This is a genomic window from Promicromonospora sp. NPDC057488 (assembly GCF_042802395.1).
Classification (GTDB): domain Bacteria; phylum Actinomycetota; class Actinomycetes; order Actinomycetales; family Cellulomonadaceae; genus Promicromonospora.
In genome coordinates, this window is the sequence record NZ_JBHVEG010000098.1 from 1 (window position 1) to 23,628 (window position 23,628).

At 69.5% G+C, this 23,628-nt stretch carries 24 protein-coding genes, 1 tRNA gene and 1 pseudogene; 16 read left to right on the forward strand and 10 right to left on the reverse strand.

The annotated features are described in order from the left end of the window. The coding region (locus ACFU5G_RS18945) for a hypothetical protein (RefSeq protein ID WP_377248193.1) at positions 1-409 on the forward strand (409 nt) is incomplete at its 5' end. A gap of 14 nt (positions 410-423) precedes the next feature. Here the strand turns inward: ACFU5G_RS18945 and ACFU5G_RS18950 are convergent. Further along, positions 424-570, reverse strand: a pseudogene (locus ACFU5G_RS18950) (FmdB family zinc ribbon protein); the annotation flags it as partial. Between the two features lie 314 nt (positions 571-884). Between ACFU5G_RS18950 and ACFU5G_RS18955 the strand changes: the two are divergent. Beyond that, a complete protein-coding gene (locus ACFU5G_RS18955; protein ID WP_377248190.1) occupies positions 885-3,422 on the forward strand; it encodes a penicillin acylase family protein in 2,538 nt (845 codons plus the stop codon). Positions 3,423-3,567: 145 nt separating this feature from the next. Here the strand turns inward: ACFU5G_RS18955 and ACFU5G_RS18960 are convergent, their stop codons facing one another. Continuing rightward, on the reverse strand, positions 3,568-4,212 hold the full coding sequence (locus ACFU5G_RS18960; protein ID WP_377248129.1) for a 5-formyltetrahydrofolate cyclo-ligase: 645 nt from the start codon (positions 4,210-4,212) through the stop codon (positions 3,568-3,570). A 227-nt stretch (positions 4,213-4,439) separates the two neighbouring features. On the opposite strand from ACFU5G_RS18960, the gene ACFU5G_RS18965 reads away from it, so the two are divergent. The 4 genes from ACFU5G_RS18965 to ACFU5G_RS18980 all read left to right on the forward strand — a co-directional run bounded on the left by ACFU5G_RS18965 (position 4,440) and on the right by ACFU5G_RS18980 (position 7,020). After that, positions 4,440-5,051 carry a GNAT family N-acetyltransferase gene (locus ACFU5G_RS18965; protein WP_026366007.1) on the forward strand — a complete coding sequence of 204 codons (612 nt, stop codon included), beginning with the start codon at positions 4,440-4,442 and terminating at the stop codon, positions 5,049-5,051. 60 nt (positions 5,052-5,111) lie between these two features. Continuing rightward, on the forward strand, positions 5,112-6,275 hold the full coding sequence (locus tag ACFU5G_RS18970) for a hypothetical protein (RefSeq protein WP_377248132.1): 1,164 nt from the start codon (positions 5,112-5,114) through the stop codon (positions 6,273-6,275). A gap of 114 nt (positions 6,276-6,389) precedes the next feature. Next, positions 6,390-6,462: transfer RNA gene (locus ACFU5G_RS18975), tRNA-Ala, on the forward strand. 147 nt (positions 6,463-6,609) lie between these two features. Then, positions 6,610-7,020, forward strand: a complete 411-nt coding sequence (locus ACFU5G_RS18980; RefSeq protein ID WP_377248135.1) for an NUDIX hydrolase — start codon at positions 6,610-6,612, stop codon at positions 7,018-7,020. 269 nt (positions 7,021-7,289) lie between these two features. Here ACFU5G_RS18980 and ACFU5G_RS18985 read toward each other — a convergent pair whose 3' ends face one another. Next, positions 7,290-7,637, reverse strand: a complete 348-nt coding sequence (locus ACFU5G_RS18985; RefSeq protein WP_377248138.1) for a hypothetical protein — start codon at positions 7,635-7,637, stop codon at positions 7,290-7,292. A gap of 354 nt (positions 7,638-7,991) precedes the next feature. Here ACFU5G_RS18985 and ACFU5G_RS18990 point away from each other — a divergent pair, with 354 nt between their 5' ends. After that, complete coding sequence (locus tag ACFU5G_RS18990) at positions 7,992-8,489, forward strand: helix-turn-helix transcriptional regulator (RefSeq protein WP_377248141.1); 498 nt, start codon at positions 7,992-7,994, stop codon at positions 8,487-8,489. Here ACFU5G_RS18990 and ACFU5G_RS18995 read toward each other — a convergent pair. Both ACFU5G_RS18995 and ACFU5G_RS19000 read right to left on the reverse strand, forming a co-directional pair. Further along, entirely contained in the window at positions 8,379-9,128 is a 750-nt protein-coding gene (locus ACFU5G_RS18995; RefSeq protein WP_377248144.1) for a hypothetical protein, read from the reverse strand. The genes ACFU5G_RS18990 and ACFU5G_RS18995 overlap by 111 nt on opposite strands. Next, positions 9,125-9,724 carry a hypothetical protein gene (locus tag ACFU5G_RS19000; RefSeq protein ID WP_377248147.1) on the reverse strand — a complete coding sequence of 200 codons (600 nt, stop codon included), beginning with the start codon at positions 9,722-9,724 and terminating at the stop codon, positions 9,125-9,127. Before ACFU5G_RS19000 ends, ACFU5G_RS18995 begins: the two co-directional genes overlap by 4 nt. A 268-nt stretch (positions 9,725-9,992) precedes the next feature. Between ACFU5G_RS19000 and ACFU5G_RS19005 the strand changes: the two genes are divergently transcribed. Further along, entirely contained in the window at positions 9,993-10,364 is a 372-nt protein-coding gene (locus ACFU5G_RS19005) for a hypothetical protein (protein WP_377248150.1), read from the forward strand. A 742-nt stretch (positions 10,365-11,106) separates the two neighbouring features. On the opposite strand, the gene ACFU5G_RS19010 is transcribed toward ACFU5G_RS19005, so the two are convergent. Next, complete coding sequence (locus ACFU5G_RS19010) at positions 11,107-12,570, reverse strand: hypothetical protein (RefSeq protein WP_377248153.1); 1,464 nt, start codon at positions 12,568-12,570, stop codon at positions 11,107-11,109. Between the two features lie 233 nt (positions 12,571-12,803). Here ACFU5G_RS19010 and ACFU5G_RS19015 point away from each other — a divergent pair, with 233 nt between their 5' ends. The 3 genes from ACFU5G_RS19015 to ACFU5G_RS19025 are packed head-to-tail and all read left to right on the forward strand — an operon-like array spanning position 12,804 to position 15,185. Beyond that, positions 12,804-13,388: a TetR/AcrR family transcriptional regulator gene (locus tag ACFU5G_RS19015; RefSeq protein WP_377248156.1), complete on the forward strand. Its 585-nt coding sequence runs from the start codon at positions 12,804-12,806 to the stop codon at positions 13,386-13,388. Between the two features lie 28 nt (positions 13,389-13,416). Continuing rightward, positions 13,417-14,241, forward strand: a complete 825-nt coding sequence (locus ACFU5G_RS19020; protein ID WP_377248159.1) for an SDR family oxidoreductase — start codon at positions 13,417-13,419, stop codon at positions 14,239-14,241. Further along, a complete protein-coding gene (locus tag ACFU5G_RS19025) occupies positions 14,238-15,185 on the forward strand; it encodes an alpha/beta hydrolase (RefSeq protein WP_377248162.1) in 948 nt (315 codons plus the stop codon). Before ACFU5G_RS19020 ends, ACFU5G_RS19025 begins: the two co-directional genes overlap by 4 nt. Before the next feature lie 53 nt (positions 15,186-15,238). Here the strand turns inward: ACFU5G_RS19025 and ACFU5G_RS19030 are convergent, their stop codons facing one another. After that, complete coding sequence (locus ACFU5G_RS19030; protein ID WP_377248165.1) at positions 15,239-15,502, reverse strand: GlsB/YeaQ/YmgE family stress response membrane protein; 264 nt, start codon at positions 15,500-15,502, stop codon at positions 15,239-15,241. Between the two features lie 101 nt (positions 15,503-15,603). On the opposite strand from ACFU5G_RS19030, the gene ACFU5G_RS19035 reads away from it, so the two are divergent. Then, a complete protein-coding gene (locus ACFU5G_RS19035) occupies positions 15,604-16,554 on the forward strand; it encodes a phosphotransferase family protein (protein WP_377248168.1) in 951 nt (316 codons plus the stop codon). 191 nt (positions 16,555-16,745) lie between these two features. After that, positions 16,746-18,191, forward strand: a complete 1,446-nt coding sequence (locus ACFU5G_RS19040) for an MFS transporter (protein ID WP_377248171.1) — start codon at positions 16,746-16,748, stop codon at positions 18,189-18,191. Positions 18,192-18,241: 50 nt separating this feature from the next. Here the strand turns inward: ACFU5G_RS19040 and ACFU5G_RS19045 are convergent, their stop codons facing one another. Then, positions 18,242-18,619: an ArsR/SmtB family transcription factor gene (locus ACFU5G_RS19045; RefSeq protein ID WP_377248174.1), complete on the reverse strand. Its 378-nt coding sequence runs from the start codon at positions 18,617-18,619 to the stop codon at positions 18,242-18,244. Between the two features lie 83 nt (positions 18,620-18,702). Between ACFU5G_RS19045 and ACFU5G_RS19050 the strand changes: the two genes are divergently transcribed. Next, on the forward strand, positions 18,703-20,103 hold the full coding sequence (locus ACFU5G_RS19050; RefSeq protein WP_377248177.1) for an FAD-dependent oxidoreductase: 1,401 nt from the start codon (positions 18,703-18,705) through the stop codon (positions 20,101-20,103). Between the two features lie 16 nt (positions 20,104-20,119). Here the strand turns inward: ACFU5G_RS19050 and ACFU5G_RS19055 are convergent, their stop codons facing one another. Continuing rightward, positions 20,120-20,545 carry an arsenate reductase ArsC gene (locus ACFU5G_RS19055; protein WP_377248179.1) on the reverse strand — a complete coding sequence of 142 codons (426 nt, stop codon included), beginning with the start codon at positions 20,543-20,545 and terminating at the stop codon, positions 20,120-20,122. Positions 20,546-20,595: 50 nt separating this feature from the next. Beyond that, a complete protein-coding gene (locus ACFU5G_RS19060) occupies positions 20,596-21,627 on the reverse strand; it encodes a metalloregulator ArsR/SmtB family transcription factor (protein WP_377248182.1) in 1,032 nt (343 codons plus the stop codon). Between ACFU5G_RS19060 and ACFU5G_RS19065 the strand changes: the two genes are divergently transcribed. Next, the gene (locus tag ACFU5G_RS19065; RefSeq protein WP_377248184.1) at positions 21,614-23,149 is read left to right on the forward strand and encodes an AAA family ATPase; all 1,536 of its coding nucleotides are present in this window, start codon (positions 21,614-21,616) and stop codon (positions 23,147-23,149) included. The genes ACFU5G_RS19060 and ACFU5G_RS19065 overlap by 14 nt on opposite strands. 58 nt (positions 23,150-23,207) lie before the next feature. Then, positions 23,208-23,567: a cupin domain-containing protein gene (locus tag ACFU5G_RS19070; RefSeq protein ID WP_377248187.1), complete on the forward strand. Its 360-nt coding sequence runs from the start codon at positions 23,208-23,210 to the stop codon at positions 23,565-23,567. The last annotated feature ends 61 nt before the right edge of the window (positions 23,568-23,628 follow it).

Sequence of the window (23,628 nt, forward strand, 5' to 3'; positions counted from 1 at the left end):
GTATAAGAGACAGGCACAGGCCTGTGCCGACCTCAATGCAAACTGCCGACCCCATGAGAGCCGCCCCAGCAAAGTGCCGAACCTAGAGGGCCACCCCAGCAAAGTGCCGAACCCAGAGGGCCGCCCCAGCAAACTGCCGAACCTAGAGGGCCACCGCAGCAAACTGCCGACCCCAGGACGCCCGCACCAGCACCGCGCCGGCGGATCAGGTCAGGACGACGCGGCCTTCGACGAGCTGGACCCGCTGGACGAGGACCCCGAGGAGCTGGACGAGGACGAGGACGACGAGGACGAGCTCGACGAGGACGACCCGGAGTCGCTCGACGACGAGGAGGAAGACGAAGAGGACTCCGACTTCCCGGCCTTCACGGTGCTGCTCGTCGAGGTGCTGCGCGAGTCGGTGCGGTAGAAGCCCGATCCCTTGAACGTGACGCCCACCGAGCTGAACACCTTGCGCAGCTTGCCCTGGCACTCCGGGCAGACGGTCAGTGACTCGTCGGTGAACTCCTGGTGGATGTCGAACGCGTGGCCGCAGTCGGCACACCGGTACGCATAGGTGGGCACGTGCACTCCTCTGGGACGTCAGGACGGCCGGGGCGTCGCACGCTCACAGGGCCGGGGCCTGGCACTCGGGGTTTCCGAGTGCCAATAGTAACGGTCGAGCGGCGGGTGATAGTCCCAGGATCTCCCGAGGCTGTTCACGCCTGCGCGTTCACCCAAGCCCTGGGGCGGACGGTAGTCTCCACTGCGTGTCCGCGACCACTCCCGCCGAGCCAGTAGAGCCCGTCGAAAAAGTCCCCTCCGCCGGTGCACGGCCCGCCAAGCGCCGTCGGACTCGCACCACCCGCGTCCGCCAGTTCCTGGTCGGTACAGCCGTCGTCGTCGTGCTGGCGCTGGTCGCCGTGACGACCTTCGGATGGCTCACCGGACGCCGTCCGCTGCCGGAGTACTCCGGGTCGGTCCAGGTCGAGGGCCTGGGCTCGGACGTGCGCGTGAGCCGCGACGCCCAGGGCGTGCCGCAGATCTACGCCGACACCGCCGAGGACCTGTTCCGCGCGCAGGGCTACGTGCACGCGCAGGACCGCTTCTTCGAGATGGACTACCGCCGCCACGTGACGGCGGGCCGCCTGGCCGAGCTCGTCGGCAACAACGAGGACGCGATCAAGGCCGACATGGTCACGCGCACCTTCGGCTGGCGGCACGTCGCGGAGGAGGAGTTCAACATCCTCGACGACACGACGCGCCAGTACCTCCAGGCGTACGCGGACGGCGTGAACGCCTACCTCGCGGACCGCAGCCCCGGCGAGACCGCGGTGGAGTACACGGTGCTCGACGTCAGCGTCGAGGTGAACGACCCCGAGCCGTGGGGCCCGATCGACTCGCTGGCGTGGCTCAAGGCCATGGCCTGGGACCTGCGCGGCAACTACGAGGACGAGCTCGACCGCGCCCTGGCCTACAGCACGCTGGGCGACGCGTCGCGCGTGGCCGAGCTGTTCCCGGCCTACTCCGGCACGGGCAACGCGCCGATCCTCGACCCCGCGGAGGCGGGCGCGCAGGCGACCGCCCCGGCCGGCACCGAGACGGCGTCGGCCACCCAGGAGGTCTACCAGAGCCCACACCTCGCCGACGCCCTCGAGTCGGCGCAGAAGGCGCTGGACGCCGTGCCCGTGCAGATCGCGCGCGGTGAGGGCACCGGCTCCAACTCGTGGGTGGTCTCGGGGCAGCACACGAAGTCGGGCAAGCCGCTGCTGGCCAACGACCCCCACCTCGACCTCGCGGCCCCCGGTATCTGGGCGCAGGTCGGCCTGCACTGCAACCAGGTGGGCCCGGAGTGCCCGTACGACGTGGCCGGGTTCTCGTTCTCCGGCTTCCCCGGCGTGATCATCGGCCACAACGCCGACATCTCCTGGGGCCTGACCAACATGGGCGCCGACGTCACCGACTTCTTCATCGAGCGGGTCCGCAACGACACGTACATGCGGGGCACGAACAAGTGGGTCCCGATGGAGACGGAGACCGAGGTGATCCGGGTCGACGGCGGCAGCGCGATCGACCTGGAGGTCCGGCGGACCGTGCACGGCCCGATCATCTCCACCGTCATGGACGAGGTGCCGATGGACGCCGTGCGCGCCTCGCCCACCGAGACCGGCGTCGAGCAACGCCCCCAGTACGAGATCGCGCTCCAGTGGACCGCGCTCCAGCCGGGCCACACCGCCGACGCCGTGTTCGAGATGAACCGCGCCAAGACGCCCGCCGACATGAAGGCGGCGGCCGCGAAGTTCGAGGTCCCGGCGCAGAACATCGTGTACGCGACGACGGACGGGCACATCGGCTACCAGGCGCCGGGCAAGATCCCGGTGCGTGCCAGCGTGCCGGGCGCGGTCGAGTCGGACGGCACCTGGCCGCGACCCGGCTGGGACGCCCGCTACGACTGGACCGGCTACGTGGACCCGGCGCAGATGCCCGGCGTGGTGGACCCGAAGGAAGGCTTCATCGTCGCCGCGAACCAGGCCGTGCTGCCGGGTGGCGACGGGCCGTACCTCACCCGCGACTGGGACTACGGCTACCGGTCGGAGCGCATCCGCGACCTGATCAGCGGCCGCATCGCGGAGGGCCGCAAGCTCACGGCCGCCGACATGTCCGAGTTCCAGATGGACCAGTGGAGCGTGTTCGCCAACGTCCTGGTGCCCGTGCTGGTCGAGGTGGACCTCCCCGCCGGCTACGACTCGGACGGCCAGGCGCTCCTGGCCGACTGGGACCGGTCCATGGACGCCGACTCCGCGGCCGCCGCCTACTTCGCGGCCGTGTGGCGCAACCTGCTGCGGATCACGTTCCACGACGAGCTGCCCGAGGCCATGTGGCCCGACGGCGGCAGCCGCTGGCTCGCCGTCGTCCAGGGCATGCTCGACAAGCCGGACAACGCCTTCTGGGACGACCAGTCCACGGTGTCCGTCGTCGAGAGCCGGGACGAGGTGCTGACGCAGGCGCTGATCAGCGCCCGCCAGGACCTCACCGTCGAGATCGGCAAGGACACCAGCGACTGGGAGTGGGGCACGCTGCACCAGCTCCGGCTGCAGCACCTGGTGCTCGGCGGCCCCGGCATCCCGGCCCCGATCTCGGCCTACATGAACCCGGCGCCGGTCAAGGTCGGTGGTGGGTCGTCGATCGTGAACGCCACCTCCTTCGACGCGGCCAGCGGCAGCTTCGACGTGACCAGCGGCCCGTCGATGCGCATGGTCGTGGACCTCGCCGACCTGGACGCCTCCACGTGGGTGGTCGTGACCGGCGCGTCGGCGCACCCGGGATCGCCGCACTACGACGACCAGCTCAACGCCTGGGCGACGGGGGAGACGTTCCCCTGGCCGTTCACCGCGGACGCGGTCGAGGGCGCCGCCGAGGACGAGCAGATCCTGACGCCGTAGGGCTCGGCCCGACCGCCGGTCGATCCGCCCCGCCGGTCGAGCCGCCCCACCCGCTGGTCGAGCTTGTCGAGACCCCACCAGGTCTCGACAAGCTCGACCAACAGGGCGGGGCGAAGCTCGACCGGCGGGGCGGCGGTGCTTGGCGTCAGCCGAGCCAGCGCCAGTCGGTCGTGGTGGCGACGGCGTGGACCAGGATGTCGTGCTCCTCGCGGGGCAGCGGGTGGTCCGCGGCGTCGTACACCTCTTCCGGGAAGACGACGGCAACGACCTTCGCGCCCGGCCGCAGGTGGGTCAGCGCGCGGTCGTACCAGCCGCCGCCCTGGCCGAGCCGCACCCCGCGGGTGTCGACGGCGAGGGCGGGCGCCAGGACGACGTCGGCCAGCTTGACGGCGTCGGTGCCCAGGGCGGGGCCGCCCGGCTCGGGCGGCCGTCCGGGTGCCCGCTCCAGCAGGTCGTCCGGGCCGGTGTAGTCCGCCCAGTCGCGGGCCAGGCCGGCCCCGAGCACGGGGAGCAGCGCGCGGACGCCTCGGTCCGCGAGACGGTCCAGGAGGGGCAGCATGCCGGGTTCCGCGCTGCGGGCCGCGTACGCCGCGACGCACCCGGCGTCGCGCACCTCGGGGATGGACTCGATGACGTCGGCGAGCAGCTCGGCGGCCTCCGTCCGGCGTCGGACGGACCGGAGACCGCGCTGCGCGCGGATCGCGCGACGCAGCTCCTCCTTGGCGTCACCTGTCTCCATCCCGGGTTGGACGGGGTAGGGCTGTGGCGTCGGAACAGAGATGCCGCTCATGACCGCTATTGTGCCAAGACTCCGAGACTGGATTGTTACGAACAGCGTACGAAGAAGGCGAGAACATGACCGAGCGGCTGCTCGACGGGTCCCAGGCCACCGAGCGTGGTAGACCCTCCTCCAGCGGGGGATTCGTCATGGGACGTGGCAGGGGGCGAACGATGTTGCCGTCGAGTAAGTCGGACGTGCCGGAAGGCACCACAGGTAAGTTTGTGAAGGGGTGGACGGTGGCCAAGCCATGGCCGGTGACGCTGCGTGAGGACACGCCGTCGGGGACTGTCGTGCTGCGCCCGCTCCGGCGCCGGGACGCGACCGACTGGTCGCGCCTGCGGGCCGAGAACGCGGCCTGGCTCGAGCGCTGGGAGGCGACGTCGCCCGGTGCGAACCGGTACATCGCCTCGACGTTCGGGGAGTACGTGCGGTCCCTCTCGGCGCAGGCCCGCGCGGGGACGTCGCTCCCGTTCGGCGTGGAGCTCGACGGCGCCCTCGTGGGGCAGCTGACCGTCGCGTCGATCACCTGGGGCTCCATGTGCTCCGCGAGCATCGGCTACTGGGTGAGCCAGAGCGTGGCCGGCCGCGGCGTCATCCCCACGGGGGTCGCGATGGCCACGGACTACGCCTTCTTCCTGGGCCTGCACCGCATCGAGATCAACATCCGGCCCGAGAACAAGCCGAGCCTGCGCGTCGTGGAGAAGCTCGGGCTGCGGGACGAGGGCGTGCGCGAGCGGTTCCTGCACATCCAGGGGCAGTGGCGCGACCACCGCACCTTCGCGGTGACCCGCGAGGAGGTCCCGGAGGGGCTGCTGGCGCGCTGGCAGCGCACGCGTGAGGCGTTGTAACGGTGGGACACGCCGTACGCGATGCGGCCGGGCGCGCCGATGCTCGCCTACCGTCGTGTCGTGGAATCGACCGCGGGACTCACAGCCGTAGCGCTGTTCGTCCTGTGGCTGGGCTACTGGATGCCGAGCATGGTGCGTCGCCGGGCGGAGCTCGCCGACGCGCGGGTGCCGGACCGGTTTTCAGGAGGGCTGCGCGTCGTCGCGATGAGCGGCTCGGGTAGGAGAGGAGGGGCGATGGTCAACGACGGCAACCGGCGAGGTAGCGGCCAGGGTGTGCCGCGCGTCGCCCACCCGACCCCGCGCCAGGGCCTCCCGCTGCAGATCATGGTGCGCGGCCGCCCGCTGACGGCGGAGCGCATCCGCCGGGTGGAGCGCCGGGCGCGGCGGGCCGCCCGGGCGCGCCGCCGTTTCATCGTGTCGATCTTCCTGCTGGTGGCCAGCGTCGTCGCGTGGACGCTCGTCGGGTTCGACCGGCTGCACTGGGGTGCCGCCGTCACGACGTCGGCCATGCTGCTGTTCGTGCTGTTCCTGGGGCGCCGAGCGGCCCGTGCCGCCCGCAGGGCGGACGCCCGCTGGCACGCGACCGTGCGCGCCGCCCGGCAGCGCGCCACGCAGGCCCGTGCCCTCGCCAACGGTGGCCCGTACGCCCCGCGCAACCGCGCGCAGGTCGTGGGGCTGGCGACGCGCGGCTCGGACACGCAGACGCAGGCGATCCCGCGCGTAGGTGGCAAGAACGTGCTCGACGAGATCCTCGACGGCCCGGAGAAGCCCAAGGTCATCGAGGTCACGGCGGAGGTCGTGGACGAGGTCCGGGCCGACGACGCGCCCGGCGGGCCGGCGACGTCGGACGAGCCGCCGAGCGGACGCGCCTGGGACCCGGTGCCCGTCCCGCTGCCCACGTACGTGACCAAGCCCAAGGCGCCGCAGCGGCAGCCTGCGGCGCTGCCCGCGGGGTCGTCGTCCGGTAAGGGGTCCGCGGGTGGTTCGGGGCGTCCTGGGGGCGCTGGGGCGTCCTCTGCGGTCGTTCCGGGGACGACGACAGCGGGCGGTGCCGCTGGGGCTGGTGCCGGTGCTGGCACCGGGTCTGCCGCGACCGGGTCTGCAGCCAAGGCCGCCGAGGTGGCCGAGGACGAGCTGCTGCGCGGCGAGCCGCCGCGCATGAAGTCCGAGACGTTGGGCCAGCCGCTCGAGGAGATCCTGGCCCGACGCCGGGCGGCGGGCTGACCTGCCGGCTGATCCTGCTGGTCGGTGTCGCGCGAGTCACGCGTTCGTGACCCGCGCGACACCGGATCAAGTTGCGGAGTCGGGGCGGTGAAGTGCTAGTCTTCTGCAGTCCGAGGGGCTATGGCGCAGTTGGTAGCGCGTCTCGTTCGCAATGAGAAGGTCGGGGGTTCGAATCCCCCTAGCTCCACCGACAGAGGGCCGCTGAACTGGTATCACACCAGGTCAGCGGCTTTCTTGTTTTCCACGTCGCATCGGTAGCAGTGGCAGGCCTTGGCACGTTCAGCCCTGGGGGCGCCAACTACCCGCCCATTCTCGAACTGCTGGGAGGCACCGGGTGTCTGAGGCAGTGACCGAAGAGAAGCCCGCCATCGCAGCGGCGATCATCGTCCAGGACGGGAAGCTGCTCCTGGTCCAGCGGCGCGTATCCGAGGGCTCGCTCTCGTGGCAGTTTCCCGCCGGCGCAGTCGAGCCGGGGGAGACGTTCGAGCAGGCGGCGGTCCGTGAGACTGCCGAAGAGGCTGGGCTCACCGTCCAGGCCGTCAAGGTGCTGGGGGAGCGCGTGCACCCGAACACCGGACGCCTCATGGGCTACGTCGCCTGCGACGTCATCAGCGGCGAGGCATACGTCGCAGACGCGGAAGAACTCGCAGACATCGTGTGGGCGACACCAAACGAGTTCACCGACTACGTGCCCTACGGGTTCGCGCCAGCGGTGCAGGACTACCTCACGACGACGCTGGCCTGACGCGCTAGCGGTAGCGGAGTCGCGGACTATCCGTCGAGCGCCAGAACCCGGGTTTCGGGCCAAAACAGGGGTCTGGCTCGAAGGCCGCTACTCCGCTACCTCCGGCGAGAATCGTTGAAATCTAGCGGCTCCCGGGGCGGCGGGTGCGGTAGCGCCCCCGCTACTGGTAGCGACGCGATCCGCTACTCGCGCTACCCCATTGGTGGCACCGAGGGGGGTGCGCATCCGGCTTGGGTGGTGCCCAAGGGCCGCCTGGCGTCGGCAGCGGTTCATGCGAGGAAGTCCTCGACGTCCTTCACCACGGCCCCGTAGGCGCCGCCGGCGTCGCTAAACGTGGGGGAGAAGCTGTAGACCTCCCCGTCGATCAGGAAGCCGACATCTGCCCAACCACCCGTCCAGACCACTGTCTCGAACATGTCATCCGACCCATGTTTCTGGAGTGTGAACCCCATCGACTCCGGCACTTGAACGCTTGACCGGACTTCCTTGATCGTCTGGGGCCACGGTTCAGCCTCGTCGCGCCAGGTCAGCAGACTGACAGTTGCCCACCGCCTCCACTCGCCCATGACCGACTGCAGCCGGGCGGCGAGGGCATCCAGGTCGATGATGTGCTCCACGTCCCATATCCTGCCGTGACTATCGCCTGGAGCGGGTTCCCCCGAAGTTCCCCCACAGCGCACCGCCAGTGGTGCGATGCACTTGGTGCACGGAGAAACTGGCCAGAAACCACGAGACAAGGCGCCGAACACGCGTTCGCAATGAGAAGGTCGGGGGTTCGAATCCCCCTAGCTCCACATACGGAGAGCCGCTGAACTGGTATCACACCAGGTCAGCGGCTTTCTTGTTTCTTGCCGGACCGCCACGACGAAGGGCGGCCCATGAAAATGCCACGGATCGTGCCACGCATTAGGTGGCGACGGACGCGTACGAGCGGGCTCGGACGGCAGGTGTGCCACGCACACCTGTCCGCCATGGACGACCACGCTGAGAACGACGAGAACCTGTCGCGGACACCTCTGTGGACGCTCGAAGAGCTGTGCACGAAACTGCGTGCCACACCACGGACCGTGCACGGGTGGCGACGACGCGGCACCGGTCCCGCCGCGCACAGGATCGGCCGGCACCTGATGTTCGACGAGGCCGACGTGCGCGACTGGTTGAAGGCGCGGCGGACGACGTCGGCTGCCGACGACGAGCCGACCGGAACACCGGCACCGACGACGGGTCGGGGTGGTGACCGTGACCGTCATCGGACTCAAGCCAGGACAGCACGGCAAGATCTTCGTCGCGGAGCACAAGGGTCAACCGAGTGCCGAGGTCTGCTGCACCTGCACCCGCGCGGTCAGCGCGGCCTACCATCAGAAGAGCATGGTGACGATATCCTCGATGTGCGCCTTGGCCTTGTGCTCACCAGGGCGCAGTTTGTTCGGATGGCCGGAGCCGTTGCGCAGGTCAAGCGCCCGCTTTAGCTCGGTGTGTTGGTTCTTGTCGATGACGCCGAGATCCTGAGCCACTTGGAGCAACAATGCCTCATTGTATTCGCTTAGGTCGTCGCGCTTCTTGCAGGATTTCGCTCTCGTATTGTGTTTCTGGGCTGCTGCGGTGATAGCGGGCCCTGTTGAATTCTTCCAGATGCGCTCCTGGATTTCGTGGACTGCTGCGACCCACATGAAAACAATGGTCGCCCGGTGGGCTCCTATCTCAAGGCAATCAACTGCCTCGGAGGCGAAATTCTGTGCCTCAGTGTCGGTTATCGCTGCAACCATGGTGCGGAGAGCGGAGATCTCACTCTGCTTCACAAGAGCCTGTGTATCTTGGGGTAGCGGAGGTGCGAATGCGGCGACCTCCTCGCGTCCGGAATCCGTAAGTTCCCAGCGTCGATTCGCTGCTGTTCCCGTTGCATGGACGGTATGGCCGGCGCCCGCTAGGCGGGCGGCGATGTTCCATGACTTAACGTTCGGGATTCGTGCTTGTGTGAGAGCAGTTCTCAGTTCGCTGGTCGAGAATGTCGATTTCGCTTCGGCAGATTCGAGGAAATACATGACCGCAAGGATGCGAGCGCGCTGGCTTGAGTTTTTTATCGGGTTTAGGTACTCGACGAGCTTCATTCGATCGGAGCGCCCAAAATCTTCTTTACGATATTTTGCAGTGAATCTGCTGTCGTGCTGGTTGTCTTGAACTGCTTCTGCCGTGCCTGCCCTACCCAACTCGCGCCCTGCAGCTTGGTCATCGCCCGGGCCCAGTTGCCTCCGATGTCGATCTTTAGGCGGGCGGCCTCGGTTTTGATGACTTCATCCGGCACTGTCTTTTGATCCAAAACGAAGTTGTACGCCGCGGTGATCGCAACTGCAACGACCTTGGCTTGGTCTGCGGCATTCCGTGCGAACTTCGCGCGCGGTCCGTTCAGGTGCGGCAATCCGTCCTCGGTGAAGAAGAACGTGCGCTCGAGATCTTCTACCGGAACTCCGCTCTCGTGTGCGAACTTGGCAAATGGGTCTGAAAGATCCGCGGGGGCTTCTTCCGTAGGGGCGGGTTTTGTGCCCGCAGGGTTGGGCGATCCATCCTGGGTCGACTGGGACTCGACAGAGGTGGACCCGTCTAGGCGCGCGAGCGCTTCCTTGAATGCATATTCATGTAGCGGCTCGGGTATGCCAGCTTTCTCGACCGCTGCCCAGGCCCGGGCGAGCAGTTCTTCAACACCCATGTGGTCCCTCCTCAACACTCGTATGCCACTCCGGTTGGCGCACTAACAGGAATGGGGTGCACTCTCTGGCCACCTTAGAGAGGTGCCGTTCGCAAGTGTGTGACAGGTCGCGTGGCAGGGTGAGGATGAAACTGGAAGATCACCCGGGAGGCGAACCGGTGTACTACGATATATTCCTCACTGTGTTTTTTTGGTCTCGCGTCGGTCGCTCCAATGCCGCGCGCGATCTGTCGAGACAGGTAGCTCGGTTCACGAGCAGGATTGCGTGATGGCTGAAGGGTCTTGGGAAGAACGCGCGGCCGCGGGTGAGGTGCTGGCTCAGAGTGCTGGCTCCGATGCTGACACGCGCCTGCTTGAGCTCTTGCTCGATCGTGAAGACACTGTGGTGACCTTCCGAACGGCCGCTGCCTTGCTCAAACAGCGGACGGTGCCGGCGTTCCGGCTGCTTGTCCTGGCTAGTGCAGAGACCGATGACAGCCACCGGGATTGGATTGCTGACGCGATTGATGAGTTCATCGTTCGATCCCAAGGGGAGGCCGAACCGTTTCTGCGCCAAGCTCTTGAGACGATTCGGAACGGTGGCGATGCTGTGTGCTCGCAGGCCGCGCGCGAATGGGAAGCCTGGTATCGCTGGTCCTGACGGTTCTTGCCGGGGAGTTCGGGTGCATACTCGCTTCGACGTCCGATCGAAATTGCGAACGAGTTCGTGCCACGGATGTGCCACGCATCAGGCCCGTGCCACGGGCGTGCCACGCACCGAGCGAGCATGAGTGCGCCCGGTTGCGTGTCAATGAGCACCGGTGCCAGACTCATCGGCGAGCCCCTGAAGTCGCTAGATTCCAACGATTCTGCAGACCACGGGCTCGCCAAGAGAATGCTTACCAGCCGGTCCGGATGTGGCGCCAGGACTCGAAGCTCCCAGAGAAGGTCGGGGGTTCGAATCCCCTAGCTCCACCGGTGGAAACCCCGTCTGACCATGGCAAACGCTCTGGGTTAGGCGGGGTTTCTTGCGTCTCAGCCATGGTTGCGGCCATCTCGCGCACCCGCGCGCTCCCCAGGTCGTTGTCCAGCCTGTTCAGGCCCGCCTTGTCGGCGTCCGTGCCGAGGAACAAGTGGTCGATCGCGGCCTGGGTGTCCTGATCCTGAAGGTGGTCCACGACGGCGTGCCCTTCCTCGTCCTGGACGGGAAGGTCCGGCGGCCACATCGTGCTGCCGACCACGGGGGAGTGGGAGCTGCAGGTGTCGCTGCGCACCACGGAGTTCGACAACCTGGTGAAGACGGTGACGTTCGTCGTGCCGTGACGCTCAACTCGAACGGCGAAGGCCGTCGTGCCGCTCGGAGGAGGGGTGCGACGGCCTTCGTGCGTCTGTCGTCCGGACCGTCAGCGGAGGGTGATCCGTGCGGAGTCGGTCGAGCTGGTGTACGTCGTCGTGGTCCCCGCGTACCTCGCGATCCACGTACCCGAGCGCTTCGCCGTGGTCCGCATCGAGACCTTGCCCTCCGAGTTCGTCCTGACCGTTTTCACGTACTGGGCCTTCGCGGGGCCTGTCGGGTCAAAGGACAGACGGACCAGCGCGCGCGATGCCGGCTGGTACGACGCACGGTTCGCCTGGGAGACCGAGAGCTTCCGGAGACTGACCTGCACGGTGTACACGCTGCCCTTCTTCGGTGTGCTCGTCGACAGCCTCGTGTCGAGCATCGTGATCCGGCGGACGACGAACGGGGCCGTCGTCTCGGTGCGCATGAAGTGCCAGTCGTAGTCGCCGTCGCCCGGCCCGTAGTACACCTTGACATCGGTCATGGCCGCGACCGTGTGCATGCCGGCGGACGTGTAGGCATCGAAGCGGATCCTGCCGCTGTAGTGCCCGCCGGAGACCTGGGTGAGGTCCCCGAACGCCGTCTCGTTCCGGGCGTTGCGGGCCTCCAGGAACGCGTCTGTGTCCCAATCGGCGCGCGTCCCGTTGTGTCGGAAGCGCACGTCGACCGTCGCCGTGACGCCCCGGTGCGTCATGACGATGTCGGACGCCTGCACCGTGGCGGAGAGCCAGGTGTCCTTCATCTTCTGTGTGTAGGTAGCGGTGTGGGTGCCTCGCGAGAAGTTGGACACTGTGACGGCGGCCGACGACGGCGAGTACCCCTGGTCGCCCCCGTACCGCATCTCCCAGCTTCCGGGGCCTTGGTTCGTGAAGGACGCGCTGAAGCTACCGGTCGAACCGAGCGTGACCGTCTTCTTGCGCACGGCCTTGGTCGATCCCTTGGGGGTGAACCAGAGCGCGACCGTCGCCCCCATGGCCGGGCGATACTCCCTCTGCTCGAACCGTTCCATGCCGGCGCTCACCTTGTAGGCGGCACCCACGGCCGCCATACCGGGCCACACTTCGATCCATGGACGCGTCTCGCGGGTCACGGTGAAGCTGGTCACCTGGTCGTGGTCGAACGTGACAGCCGCCCCGTCGGCCGTGGCACTGCCCCGAAGGCCGACGTCGTACGTCGCGGATCCGTCCTCGGCGAACCGAGCAGTCTGTCGGCTGCCCGACCCGGCCAGCTCAAGGACCCGGGTGCCGCCCGTGGCGCGGTTCGTCAGGATCAGGTCGGTCGCGTGGGGAGCCGCGGTCACGGTGGCGGTCGGACTGGCATAGTTCACGTCGATCGTGACCGACTTGCCCCATTCCGGCACCGAGACATCGCGGACCGACACGGTCGCGGTCACGGTGTGGCTGCCCGCGGTCGTGGTGATGGTCCCGTTGTGTACGGCTGCGGCAGCGGGCTGAGCGGTCGCGACGAGCATCGTGAAGAGCAGCGCGAGCACAGCGGAACCCGCTGTGGCGCGGGAAGCGTGCAACATGCGCGAAGCATGACATTTGCGAAGTGCGCCCGACCACGAGTTACCCGCTCCGGGCCGGGTGAACTCCCGTGCTCCCCGGCGTCGGGGAAGGCGCTTGTCCGCTCACCGTGCGAAGTGCGGCCCAGCGCCCGGGCCGGCGACGGCAGGTCTACCCCGTGGTTGATCCGGAGTGTCCATTCCGCTTACGGTGGCAAGCGGAAACGGAGTGCACGCTCCGCTTGTCAGGAGAGGCCATGGACACCGACAACGAGCCGGAGCGCCCCCGCCGTGCGGACGCGGAGCGCAACTACACCCGCGTGCTCGACGCGGCCTTCGAGGTGTTCACCGCCCAGGGGATACAGGCGCCGATCAGCGAGATCGCGCGTGCCGCCGGGGTCGGCGCCGGGACGATCTATCGACACTTCCCGACCAAGGAGGATCTCTTCCGCGCAGTCGTCGAGGACCGCTTCGGCCGCGTGGCGCGACATGGCGAGCAGCTCCGGGACGAACTCCCCAGGGGCGAGGCGTTCGAAGCCTTCGTTCGATATCTCCTCGTGGAGGGCGGCGGGAACCGAGCGCTCGCCGACGCGATCATCGGCAGCCAGTTCGACGTCCTGGAAGCCGAGAGCTCGTTCCTCGACGTCCTCGAAGCACTCCTGCGGGACAGCCAGGAGACCGGCCGCGTGAGGCGCGACGTCGGAGTGATGGAGATCAAGGCTCTACTCGGGGCGTGCTACGCGGTCCACGGCTACGACGAAGACCTCCTGGAGCCCGTCCTCCGTGTCTTGCTCGACGGCCTCAGCAGCGTCCACGACCCCGACAGGGCGCCCACGGCGTGACGACCGGACCGGAACAAGGGAGAACAACGTGAAGAACGTACTGGCCGTGATCGGTGCTGGTGGCATGGGTGAGGCGGTCGTGCGTCGCCTGGGCTCAGGACGACGGGTGCTCATCGCCGATCTCGACGTCGAGCTCCTCGGGCGGCTGGAACGGCAGCTCTCCGGCGAAGGGTTCGACGTGACCACTCAGAAGGTGGACGTCGCCGACCGCGAGTCGATGACCGCGACGGCAGAGGCAGCCGCCGAGCTGGGTGCGGTGCACACGGCAGTGCACACCGCCGGCCTGTCGCCCGTGCAGGCGCCTGCGGAGGCGATCCTCCGCGTGGACATGCTCGGCGTCGCGCACTTTCTCGATGCGTTCTCCGCGGTGATCGCTCCCGGTGGATCTGGCGTGGTGATCGCGAGCATGGCAGGGATGCTGAGTGCCGGGCGGCTGCCGGCCGAGGTCGAGGTGGCCCTGGCGACGACGCCCACGGACGACCTGCTCGGCCTGCAGCTTCTCTCGGACGAGAGCTTCGCGGACGCCGGAGCGGCGTACGCGCTGTCGAAGCGCGCGAACCAGCTCCGGGTTCAGGCCGCAGCGCGCGTCTGGGGCGCACGGGGCGCGCGGATCAACAGTGTCAGCCCGGGGGTCATCTCCACCCCGATGGGTCAGGAAGAGCTGGCGAGCGAGTCCGGCACCCAGATGCGCCGGCTGCTGGCTGCTTCGGCAGTTGGGGCGCCAGGAACGGCCGGCGACATCGCAGCGGCGGTCGAGTTCCTGACCGGGCCGAGCGCCGGGTACGTCACCGGCACCGACCTGCTCGTCGACGGCGGCGTCGTCGCCGGAGTGCGGACCGGAGGCTGGTCATGACGACCGCACGCCTGCGGCCCGCGGCGATCCATCCGGAGCTCCGAGGGTACTTCCGATGGGTACCCAACCCGCCGATCCGGCAGGCGTGGATGCTCCGGCTGATGCAGGCAGGGTCGGGCCGCGTGGTCAGCCCGAAGATGCCCGCCGGGATGGCTCACCAGTTCGTGCGACTGGGCGAGGGGGCGGGTGTTCATGTGTACCGGCACTCCGACACACGCGGGCGCGGAGCGGTGCTGTGGATCCACGGCGGCGGGTATGTCGTGGGATCGGCGGCACAGGACCATGCCCGTTGCATCGATCTCGCCCGGAGGCTGGACGTCACGGTGCTGTCCGCCGAGTACCGTCCGGCACCAGGTGCCCCGTTCCCCGGTGCGCTGAACGACATCCATGACGCGTGGACGTGGGCGATCACGCATACAGACGAGATCGGGGTGGATCCCACCCGGGTGGTGATCGCCGGGCAGAGCGCAGGCGGCGGGCTGGCGGCCTCGCTCGTGCAGCGGGTGCACGACGGGGCCGGCGTCCAGCCGGTCGGGCAGTGGTTGTTCTGCCCGATGCTGGACGATCGCACCGCGGCCGACCGTTCGCTCGACGGCGTCCGGCACTACCTCTGGGACAACCGCAACAACCGCGTGGGATGGCGCTCGGTCCTCGGCGTCGAGCCCGGGGCGGACACCCTCCCCAGGTACGCGGTCCCGGCCCGTCGCACCGATCTCGCCGGACTGCCCGCAACCTGGATCGGGGTCGGCGACATCGAGCTCTTCTACGAGGAGGACCGCCGGTACGCGGCCGCCCTGGACCGCGCGGGCGTACCCGTCGTCCTCGACGTCGTCCCTGGCGCCCCACATGCCTTCGAGTCCATCCGCGGCGGAACCCGGCTCGCCAAGGACTACGTCGAGCGTGCCGAACGATGGCTCACCGAGCGCCTCGCTGACCCGCGGTAGCTCCAGACATCTCTCGCCGGCCCAGGACTCCCGTCTTCGGCCGGCGGGGCAGGTCAGGCCCGTCGACGCGCGATGGCTCCCCAGATGACGAGCACGAGCAGCGAACCGATGAGCGCCCAGAACCACGTGGTCAGCGAGAAGAAGGATTCGTTGACCTGGACGTTGAAGAGCGCCCCGCCGATCCAGCCGCCGAGGAGCGCGCCGAGAACTCCGACGACGAGCGAGATGAACCATCCTCCGGCGGCCTTGCCGGGAAGGATCGCTCGTGCGATGGCGCCCATGATGAGTCCGATCAGGATCCAGCCGATGATGCCCATGGAAGCTCCGTTCGAGAAGGCGATCTCCTATGCCTTCACTTTCACCCGGGTGGCCAATACCCGCCAGGGGAAGACGCGGCAGCCCCAGTAGGTTTGCGCGCATGACGGTCGACGGCGATTGGCGAGAGAACAGGTTCTTCCGACGTCGACCCTCCGCCGAAACCCTGGACTGGGTGGCTGCTTCCATGGGTCGAGGAAGTCGCGTGGTCGGCCACCGCCGGTTGACCGGCGGCGTCAATTCCGCCGTTCATCGCCTGACAATCCAACGAAACGACACGCGAACGTTCGTGGTGCTGCGGCAGTACCCGGCGGGAAACGCCGCGCTTCGGACCGCCATGGAAGAGGAGATCGCCAACCTCGAGGTGGTGGCAGGCAGCGGACTTCCGGTCCCGACGATCCTGGCCACCGACATTCCCGGCGCTGCGACCCGCGGAGCGCCGTCGTTGCTGATGACACGGCTACCTGGCGACGTTCACCTCAACCCGGCGGACCATCGACCGTGGATCGAGAGGATCGCCGAGTTCGCTGCCCGGCTCCATTCCGTCGACCTCCCGGCTCCGACCTTCCGACCGTGGGCAGACTCGTGGATCTCGCCTCTCGGCCAGTTTCAGGTTCCGGTCGGCGCGGAGAAGCCAGCGGTCTGGAAAGCGGCCTTCGAAGCCTTGGAGTCACCACCACCCGAGGACGACGCGGTCTTCCTGCACTGCGACTATCTACCGGTCAATCTGCTGTGGGCGCGCGGAAAGATCACCGGAATCACCGACTGGAACAGCATCCACCGAGGGTCGCGCGCCATCGACGTCGGACAGTGCCGGCGATATCTGGCGTCCCTCTACTCACCCGACTGGGCGGAGGAGCTCCGCTCGCGCTACGAATCGATCGCGGGTGTCTCTCTTCACCCGTGGTGGGACCTGTACAGCCTCCTGCACCATGACGACGACGCACCGCAGTCGATCTCCCGCCAGGTCGCCGGACGCCGCGCGGTCGACGGGTCGGGCATGACGGCTCGTGTCGAGATCGCGGTAGGGCAAGCATTGCGGCGCCTCGGCTGAACACAGGTGCGGCTACCTGACGACCGCCGTGGCCGTGACGGTCGCCACAGCCGTCCGCGCTTACCGATCGGGCCCCGCGTCGTCTAGGTTGGCCCCCGTCTGACCGACGACAGTGTCGGGTCTGGTCGAGTGCCGATGAGCGCCGATCGGGGCTGGAAACCCCGGACGCCACCTCGTCGAAGGACACTCCCTTGACCTCGCCTGCCTCAGCCGCGCCCGCGCGGCGCTGGTGGATCCTCGCCACCGTCTCCCTGACCCAGCTGCTCGTCGTCCTCGACGGCACGATCGTCAACGTCGCGCTGCCGAGCGCGCAGATCGACCTCGGGCTGTCCGACACCGCACGTCAGTGGGTCGTCACCGCCTATGCCCTCGCCTTCGGCGCGTTCCTGCTGCTCGGCGGGCGCATCGCCGACTTCTGGGGCCGCCGCCGCACCTTCGTCCTGGGTCTCGTGCTGTTCGGCGCTGCCTCGGCGTGGGGCGGCCTGGCGCACTCCGGCGCCGAGCTGCTCGTCGCCCGCGGCGTCCAGGGCGTCGCTGCGGCGCTCATGGCGCCCGCGGCGCTGGCGATCATGACCGTCACGTTCCCGCACGGCCGTGAGCGCAACACGGCCTTCGCGATCTTCGGCGCGGTCGCCGGTGCCGGGTCCGCCGTCGGGCTGCTGCTGGGCGGCGTGCTCACCGAGTTCCTCAGCTGGCGGTGGTGCCTGCTGGTCAACGTGCCGTTCGTCGTCGCCGGCGTCGTCGCTGCGCTCTTGCTGCTGACCGAGAGCCGCGCCGAGGGTGACCGCCGGTACGACGTGCTGGGCGCGGTGACGGTCAGCACCGGCCTGGCCGCGCTCGTGTACGGCCTGACGCTCGCCGAGGAGTCGTGGACGTCGGCGGCCACGCTGGGCATGCTCGCGCTGGGGCTGCTCCTGCTGGCGGCGTTCGTGCTCGTCGAGTCCCGGTCGAATCACCCGCTGCTGCCGCTGCGGGTGGTGCGGCACCGGGCCCGCGCCGCGGCGTTCCTGCTCCAGGCGATCGCCGGCGCGGTGATGATCGGCGCGATGCTGTACCTCACCTTCCACCTGCAGATCGTGCTGGGCCTCAGCCCGCTGCAGGCAGGGCTGGGGAGCCTGCCGATCACCGGCGGCATCATGGTCACGGTCCCGTTCGCGACGAGGATGCTCAACCAGATCGGCCCGCGCCGGCAGCTCATCCTCGGCCCGCTCATCAGCGCCCTGGGCCTCGCGTACCTCAGCCTCATCACCGTCGACGGCGGCTACTGGACCCAGGTGTTCCCCGGCGTGCTGGTCATGGGCGTCGGGATGGGCTTCACCTTCGTCCCGCTGCAGAACCTCTCCCTGCTCGGCGTCGCCCCGCACGACGCGGGCGCAGCCGCGGCCACCGCGAACGCGTCCAACCAGGTGGGTGGGTCCGTCGGCCTCGCGGTCATGACGGCCCTGTACGTCGGGGTCACGGCGAACGCCGACGACCCGGCCTCGGCCCAGGCCACGGTCGACGGGTACTCCGCCGTCTTCCTCGCCACGGCCGGCATCCTCGTCGCGGCCGCGGTGGTCGCCGCGGCGCTGATCGGCAAGGACGCCATGAAGGACGTGGCTGCCTCCGAGCAGGCGCCACTCCTGCACGTGGGCTGACGGGCACGGCCCGGAGTGTCGTCTCCGGGCCTGCTCCGGTCTGGTGCGGGTCAGCTCGTCGCGTCCGTGAGCAGCATCCCCAGGCGGTTCAGCGCGCCCGGCACCACCGAGTAGTACGCCCACTTGCCGCGCTGCTCGCGGGTGAGCAGGCCGGCGTCGACCATCAGCTTGAGGTGGTGGCTCACCGTGGGCTGGGACAGCCCGACCGGCTCGGTCAGGTCGCAGACGCACGCCTCGCCGCCGTCGTGCGCCGCCACGATGGACAGCAGCCGCACCCGGGTGGGGTCGCCCAGGGCCTTGAACACCCGGGCGAGCTGCGCGGCGGTCTCCGGGTCCGCCGCCTCGCGGACCAGGGGAGCGCAGCACGCGCCCGACGCCGCTGCCTGCGTGGTGGGAGAGACGTCCGTGAGCGCGAGAGCGGTGGCCATGCCCCCATCTTGTCACGCATCGAAGAATATGGATATGTTGCTCTCGTTGATCCATCGAGAAACTTCGATCTGAGGAGTCGGTCATGACAGAGTCGTCCCGCGAGAACCTGCCCGTCGTCGTCATCGGCGCCGGACCGGTCGGTCTCGCCGCGGCCGCCCACCTGCTGGAGCGGGGGTTGGAACCGCTGGTCCTGGAGGCCGGTCACGGTCCGGCCGCCGCGGTCGCATCGTGGGGCCACGTGCGCCTCTTCTCCCCGTGGCGGTACGACGTCGACGCCGCCGCCCGCCGCCTGCTCGCCGGTACCGACTGGGCCGAGCCGAACCCGGACGCGCTGCCCACCGGCCGTGACCTGGTGGAGAACTACCTGACGCCGCTGGCCGACGCGCTGGGGGACCGCGTCCGCTACGGCTCGCGCGTGTCCGACGTCGCCCGCGACGGGGCCGACCGCTCGCGCTCGCTCGGCCGCGAGCGTCGGCCGTACCTGGTGCGCTACGCCGTGGGCGACGAGGTCCGAGAGGTCCGGGCCCGCGCGGTGATCGACGCCTCGGGCACGTACGGGACGCCCAACCCGCTCGGGCTGTCGGGCCTCCCGGCGATCGGCGAGGAACTTGCGGCCGAGCACCTGACCGGTGGCCTGCCCGACGTGCTCGGTGCCGGCCGGGAGCGGTTCGTAGGGCGCACCACCCTGGTGGTCGGCATGGGGCACTCGGCCGCGAACACGCTGCTCAGCCTGGTCGAGCTGGCCCAGGACGAGCCGGCCACGCGGATCGTGTGGGCCATCCGTGGCGGTTCGGCCCGCCGCCTGTACGGCGGTGGGTCGGACGACGAGCTGCCCGCCCGCGGCCTGCTCGGCACCCGCCTGCGCGACGCCGTCGAGGCCGGCCGGCTCGAGCTGCTCACCCGGGTGGAGATCGAGCGGCTGGAGCCGAACGCCTCGGGTGTCCGCGTGCTCGGCACGGCGCGCAAGGACGGCGCGGAGGGCGGGCTCGACCTGCTCGTGGACACCATCGTCAACGCGACCGGCTTCCGACCCGACCTGGGCATGCTGCGCGAGGTGCGGCTCGACCTCGACCCCGTCGTCGAGGCGCCGCGGCGGATCGCCTCGCTGATCGACCCGAACCACCACTCGTGCGGCACCGTGCCTGCTCACGGCGAGACCGAGCTGGCCCACCCCGACGACGGGTTCTACCTGGTCGGCATGAAGTCCTACGGCCGGGCGCCGACCTTCCTGCTGGCCACCGGCTACGAGCAGGTGCGATCCGTCGTGGCCGCGCTGGCCGGCGACCGGGAGGCGGCCGACGCCGTCGAGCTGAACCTGCCGCAGACCGGCGTCTGCTCGTCGGACCTGGCGTTCGCCGCCGACGCCGACGGCGTGGTCTCGCCCGAGGCGCTCACTCTGGCGGGCGGCTCCGGCGGCGGGTGCTGCGCGGCGCCGTCGGGCCCGCAGGCGGTGACCCTCGGGCTCGGTCGGCCGGGCGCCTAGCGCCGGGGCGCCCGGCTCACGCGACCGGTTCCACGCCGAGCTCGGTCAGCAGGCGGCGCACCCGTCGCTCGATCTCGTCGCGGATAGGGCGCACCGCCTCGATCCCCTGGCCGGCCGGGTCGTCCAGCTCCCAGTCCTGGTAGTTCTTGCCCGGGTAGTACGGGCACGCGTCGCCGCAGCCCATCGTGATCACGGCGTCCGACGCCTCGACCGCCTCGTTCGTGAGGATCTTCGGCTGCTCGGCGCGGATGTTGATGCCCCGCTCCAGCATGGCCTCGACGGCGGTGGGGTTGATCATCTCGGCGGGCATGGACCCGGCCGAGCGGACCTCGACCGCCCCGCCGGACAGCTCGCGCAGGAATCCGGCGGCCATCTGGGACCGGCCCGCGTTGTGGACGCAGACGAACAGGGCGGACGGCTTGGGGGTCTCGGGAGTGCTCATGGTGGGTCTCCGGTTGGTGTGAGCAAGTCGGACAAGAGGGAGGGGACAGGTCAGGCGGCCTGCGGGACGAGGTCGGCCAGCAGCGCGCGCACTCGCTGGTCCAGCTCGTCACGGATCGCGGTCAGGCCCGCGGGGGAGGCGAGGGCCGGGTCCCCGACCATCCAGTCCTCGTACCGCTTCCCGGGCAGCACGGGGCACGCGTCGCCGCAGCCCATCGTCACGACGACGTCGGCCGCACGGACCGCGTCGTCGGTCAGGGGCTTGGGGTAGAAGCGGGTCACGTCGTCGACCTGGTCCGCCGCGCCGGGGTCACCCAGATCTTCAAGGAGGGTGCGGACGTTCGCGTGCACGTCGGCCGCCGGTGCCGACCCGGCGGAGCGGACGACGACGCCGTCTCCCGCGTAGTGGTGCATCAGGGCGGCGGCGAGCTGTGACCGGCCCGCGTTGGCCACGCACACGAACAGCACCTGCGGCCGGTGGTGCGTGGTGTCCTCGGCGCTCTCCTGCGCGGCGGCCTTCCGCACGTCGATGATCCGCTGCCGGGCGAAGTGCTCCGTCAGGGCGACCAGATGAGTGGCCTCGCCGCCGCGCCGGACCAGGGCCGCGTACGACTCCCGGACCACCCGGAAGCACTCGTCGCGAGGCGAGTCGGGAAACCGCTCGGCCAGCGAGCCGGCCAGCCGGTCCAGTGCGGGCTCCACGTTCTTCAGCCCGGTCACGTGCGGCGTCGCCACGGCGTCGACGGCTGCGGGCGCGAACCGGTCCAGGAGCGTGTTCACGGCACCTCGGTAGGTGGGCTCGATGCGGTACCAGACCGACGTACCGCGCCGGTCCGAGGCCAGGAGCCCGACCTCGCGCAACACCTTGAGGTGATGCGACACGGTGGGCTGCGAGACGTCGGTCAGGGTGGCCAGCTCGCCGACGGTGATCTCGCCAGCCGCGCTCGTGGCGATGGCCGAGAGCATGCGCAGCCGCAACGGGTCGGACAGGGCCTTGAGGGTCATCGCCACCGTGATCGCCGCGTCCATGCCGATCGCGTGGGACTCCGGTCCGCGAGCGGCCTGCGGGGTGAGGGCGGTCATCGTCGGCCTCCAGAAGTATCGATGGACTTCTATGTTGATATCCATCAATATAGCGCACCTCTGCTCCCGGGCCGGCCGCCCGTGGTATCGCTCTTCCATGATCCAGTTGCATCCGACGGCCGAAGCGGCCTGGTCCCGGCTCGGCGACGCTGATCCGACCCTCCATGCCCTGGTGCAGGCCGTGGCGGGAGAGCCGGGGTGGGTGGTTGGCGACCTGGTCGCCGCGCTCGGGCTGAGCGCCGACGACGCCGGCGACGGCCGAAGTCGGCTCGGGCGGGCGGCGGTGCTGGCAGCGGCCGGGCGGGAGGCAGAGCTCTTTGGCGACGACCAGGTGCGCTGCGAGTACCTGTTGCTGGGTGCGCTCGGCGTACTGGGCGATGTCGACCGGTTGGCGCGTGCCCGTGCGGACTTCCACCTCCTGATGGGGAATCGGGCGTTCGCCCAGTACCGGAACCTCGTGCCACGGCCACGTCCGGCGAATGCCGTGCCGCCGCCCCTGGTGCTTCTGGCCGGGCTGCCCGGCACCGGTAAGTCGACCCTGGCCGAGTCGCTGGCGTCCGCGTTGCCGGCGCCGGTCTTCTCGATGGACTGGCAGCTCGGTGCTCTGGTGCCGTTCGGGGTGCTGCGCCCGGACAACACCGGGCCGCTGTCGGAGCTGACTCTCATCGCTGCGGCGGCCCGTCAGCTTCAGCTGGGGCTCGGCGCGATCATCGACGCCACCGGCCACACCCGGGAGTTCCGCACACGGCTGGAGTCCCTCGCGGACAGCCTCGGCGCGAGGTTTGTCGGCGTGGAGTGCGTGTGCTCGGACGAGTCGGAGCACCGGAGGCGGGTGGAGGGCCGTGACCGCGGCATCCCCGGCTGGGCCGGGACCGTCACCTGGGCGCACGTGAACCGGATGAAGGCACGCTGGGAGGACTGGCACCAACCGCACCTGACGCTGGACACCGCCACGATTTCTTCCGAGACCGCGCGACGACGGATCCTCGAGCTCATCGACGACAAGGGTCCTGCGCGCTCGCGGCTGGTGATGATCAGCGGTCCGATCGCGGCGGGGAAGAGCACGCTGGCGGGCGAGCTGGTCCAGATGTTGCGCCGGGAGGGTTCCTCGGTCGCGCTCACCGACCTCGACACCGTCGCGGAGATGGCGCTCCCGACGCTCCCGAGCTGGGACCAGGCGCACGGAATCCACGCGCAGCTGGTCGGTGCCTGGCTACGGACCGGCGTCGACGTCGTCGTCGACGAAGGCACCTCGACCGCGGACGAGGTGCAGCAGGTGCTCGACCAGGTGCCCGAAGGCGTCGAGGTAGTCCACGTGGTGCTCACCGCCGACTTCGACGCTTCACTCGTCCGGGCGCAGGCGGACCCGGGACGCGGGATCAGCAAGGATCCGGCCTTCCTGCGCGCGGCCCACGAGGAGTACGCGCGTCACCTGCCGAACCTGCCGAGCCACGTGCGCCTGCACGTGGAGGGCCAGGACCCCGGGGCGTTGGCGCGACAGGTCCTCGCGCGCCTGTCCTGAGCGCTCGGGCTAGTCGTCCTGCCCCTCGGGGGGCGCGGCACCCTGCCAGACTGCCCGGATGTCGTACAGCAGGATCTCGCTCGATGGCCGCCTGACGGTGATCGCCGGCCCGCGGCCGCCGTCGGACGACGGCTTCCGCTCCGATCGGATCCAGGTCCTGCACTGGCGCGTCGATGAACCCTTCGGCGACGACGGGACCCACCTGCATCGGACGAGCGACGAGGTCTACGTCGTGATCGATGGCGCCATCGAGCTGGAGGTCGATGGATCGCGGATCACGGTGGCGGCGGGGGAGGCGGTCACCGTCGGAGCGGGCGTTCCCCATGCTCTTGTCGCCGTTCAGCACCCGGCCCGGGGCATGACAATTCGTGGTCCGGCGGCCGACGACAAGGTGGTCACCGACCGGGAGAGCTCGTGAGACGGGTTCTCCCTGGGTGGCCGCCGCTGCGGGCCGGACACACGGCGGCCGGGTGGGGACC

What these genes read in the sequence shown, in the direction of transcription:
- ACFU5G_RS18960 (WP_377248129.1), bottom strand. Translation starts at nt 4,212, where the DNA reads ATGAGCGGCATCTCTGTTCCGACGCCACAGCCCTACCCCGTCCAACCC.
- ACFU5G_RS18990 (WP_377248141.1), top strand. Translation starts at nt 7,992, where the DNA reads ATGGACGACCACGCTGAGAACGACGAGAACCTGTCGCGGACACCTCTG.
- ACFU5G_RS18995 (WP_377248144.1), bottom strand. Translation starts at nt 9,128, where the DNA reads ATGAAGCTCGTCGAGTACCTAAACCCGATAAAAAACTCAAGCCAGCGC.
- ACFU5G_RS19000 (WP_377248147.1), bottom strand. Translation starts at nt 9,724, where the DNA reads ATGGGTGTTGAAGAACTGCTCGCCCGGGCCTGGGCAGCGGTCGAGAAA.
- ACFU5G_RS19005 (WP_377248150.1), top strand. Translation starts at nt 9,993, where the DNA reads ATGGCTGAAGGGTCTTGGGAAGAACGCGCGGCCGCGGGTGAGGTGCTG.
- ACFU5G_RS19010 (WP_377248153.1), bottom strand. Translation starts at nt 12,570, where the DNA reads ATGTTGCACGCTTCCCGCGCCACAGCGGGTTCCGCTGTGCTCGCGCTG.
- ACFU5G_RS19015 (WP_377248156.1), top strand. Translation starts at nt 12,804, where the DNA reads ATGGACACCGACAACGAGCCGGAGCGCCCCCGCCGTGCGGACGCGGAG.
- ACFU5G_RS19025 (WP_377248162.1), top strand. Translation starts at nt 14,238, where the DNA reads ATGACGACCGCACGCCTGCGGCCCGCGGCGATCCATCCGGAGCTCCGA.
- ACFU5G_RS19030 (WP_377248165.1), bottom strand. Translation starts at nt 15,502, where the DNA reads ATGGGCATCATCGGCTGGATCCTGATCGGACTCATCATGGGCGCCATC.
- ACFU5G_RS19035 (WP_377248168.1), top strand. Translation starts at nt 15,604, where the DNA reads ATGACGGTCGACGGCGATTGGCGAGAGAACAGGTTCTTCCGACGTCGA.
- ACFU5G_RS19045 (WP_377248174.1), bottom strand. Translation starts at nt 18,619, where the DNA reads ATGGCCACCGCTCTCGCGCTCACGGACGTCTCTCCCACCACGCAGGCA.
- ACFU5G_RS19050 (WP_377248177.1), top strand. Translation starts at nt 18,703, where the DNA reads ATGACAGAGTCGTCCCGCGAGAACCTGCCCGTCGTCGTCATCGGCGCC.
- ACFU5G_RS19055 (WP_377248179.1), bottom strand. Translation starts at nt 20,545, where the DNA reads ATGAGCACTCCCGAGACCCCCAAGCCGTCCGCCCTGTTCGTCTGCGTC.
- ACFU5G_RS19060 (WP_377248182.1), bottom strand. Translation starts at nt 21,627, where the DNA reads ATGACCGCCCTCACCCCGCAGGCCGCTCGCGGACCGGAGTCCCACGCG.
- ACFU5G_RS19070 (WP_377248187.1), top strand. Translation starts at nt 23,208, where the DNA reads ATGTCGTACAGCAGGATCTCGCTCGATGGCCGCCTGACGGTGATCGCC.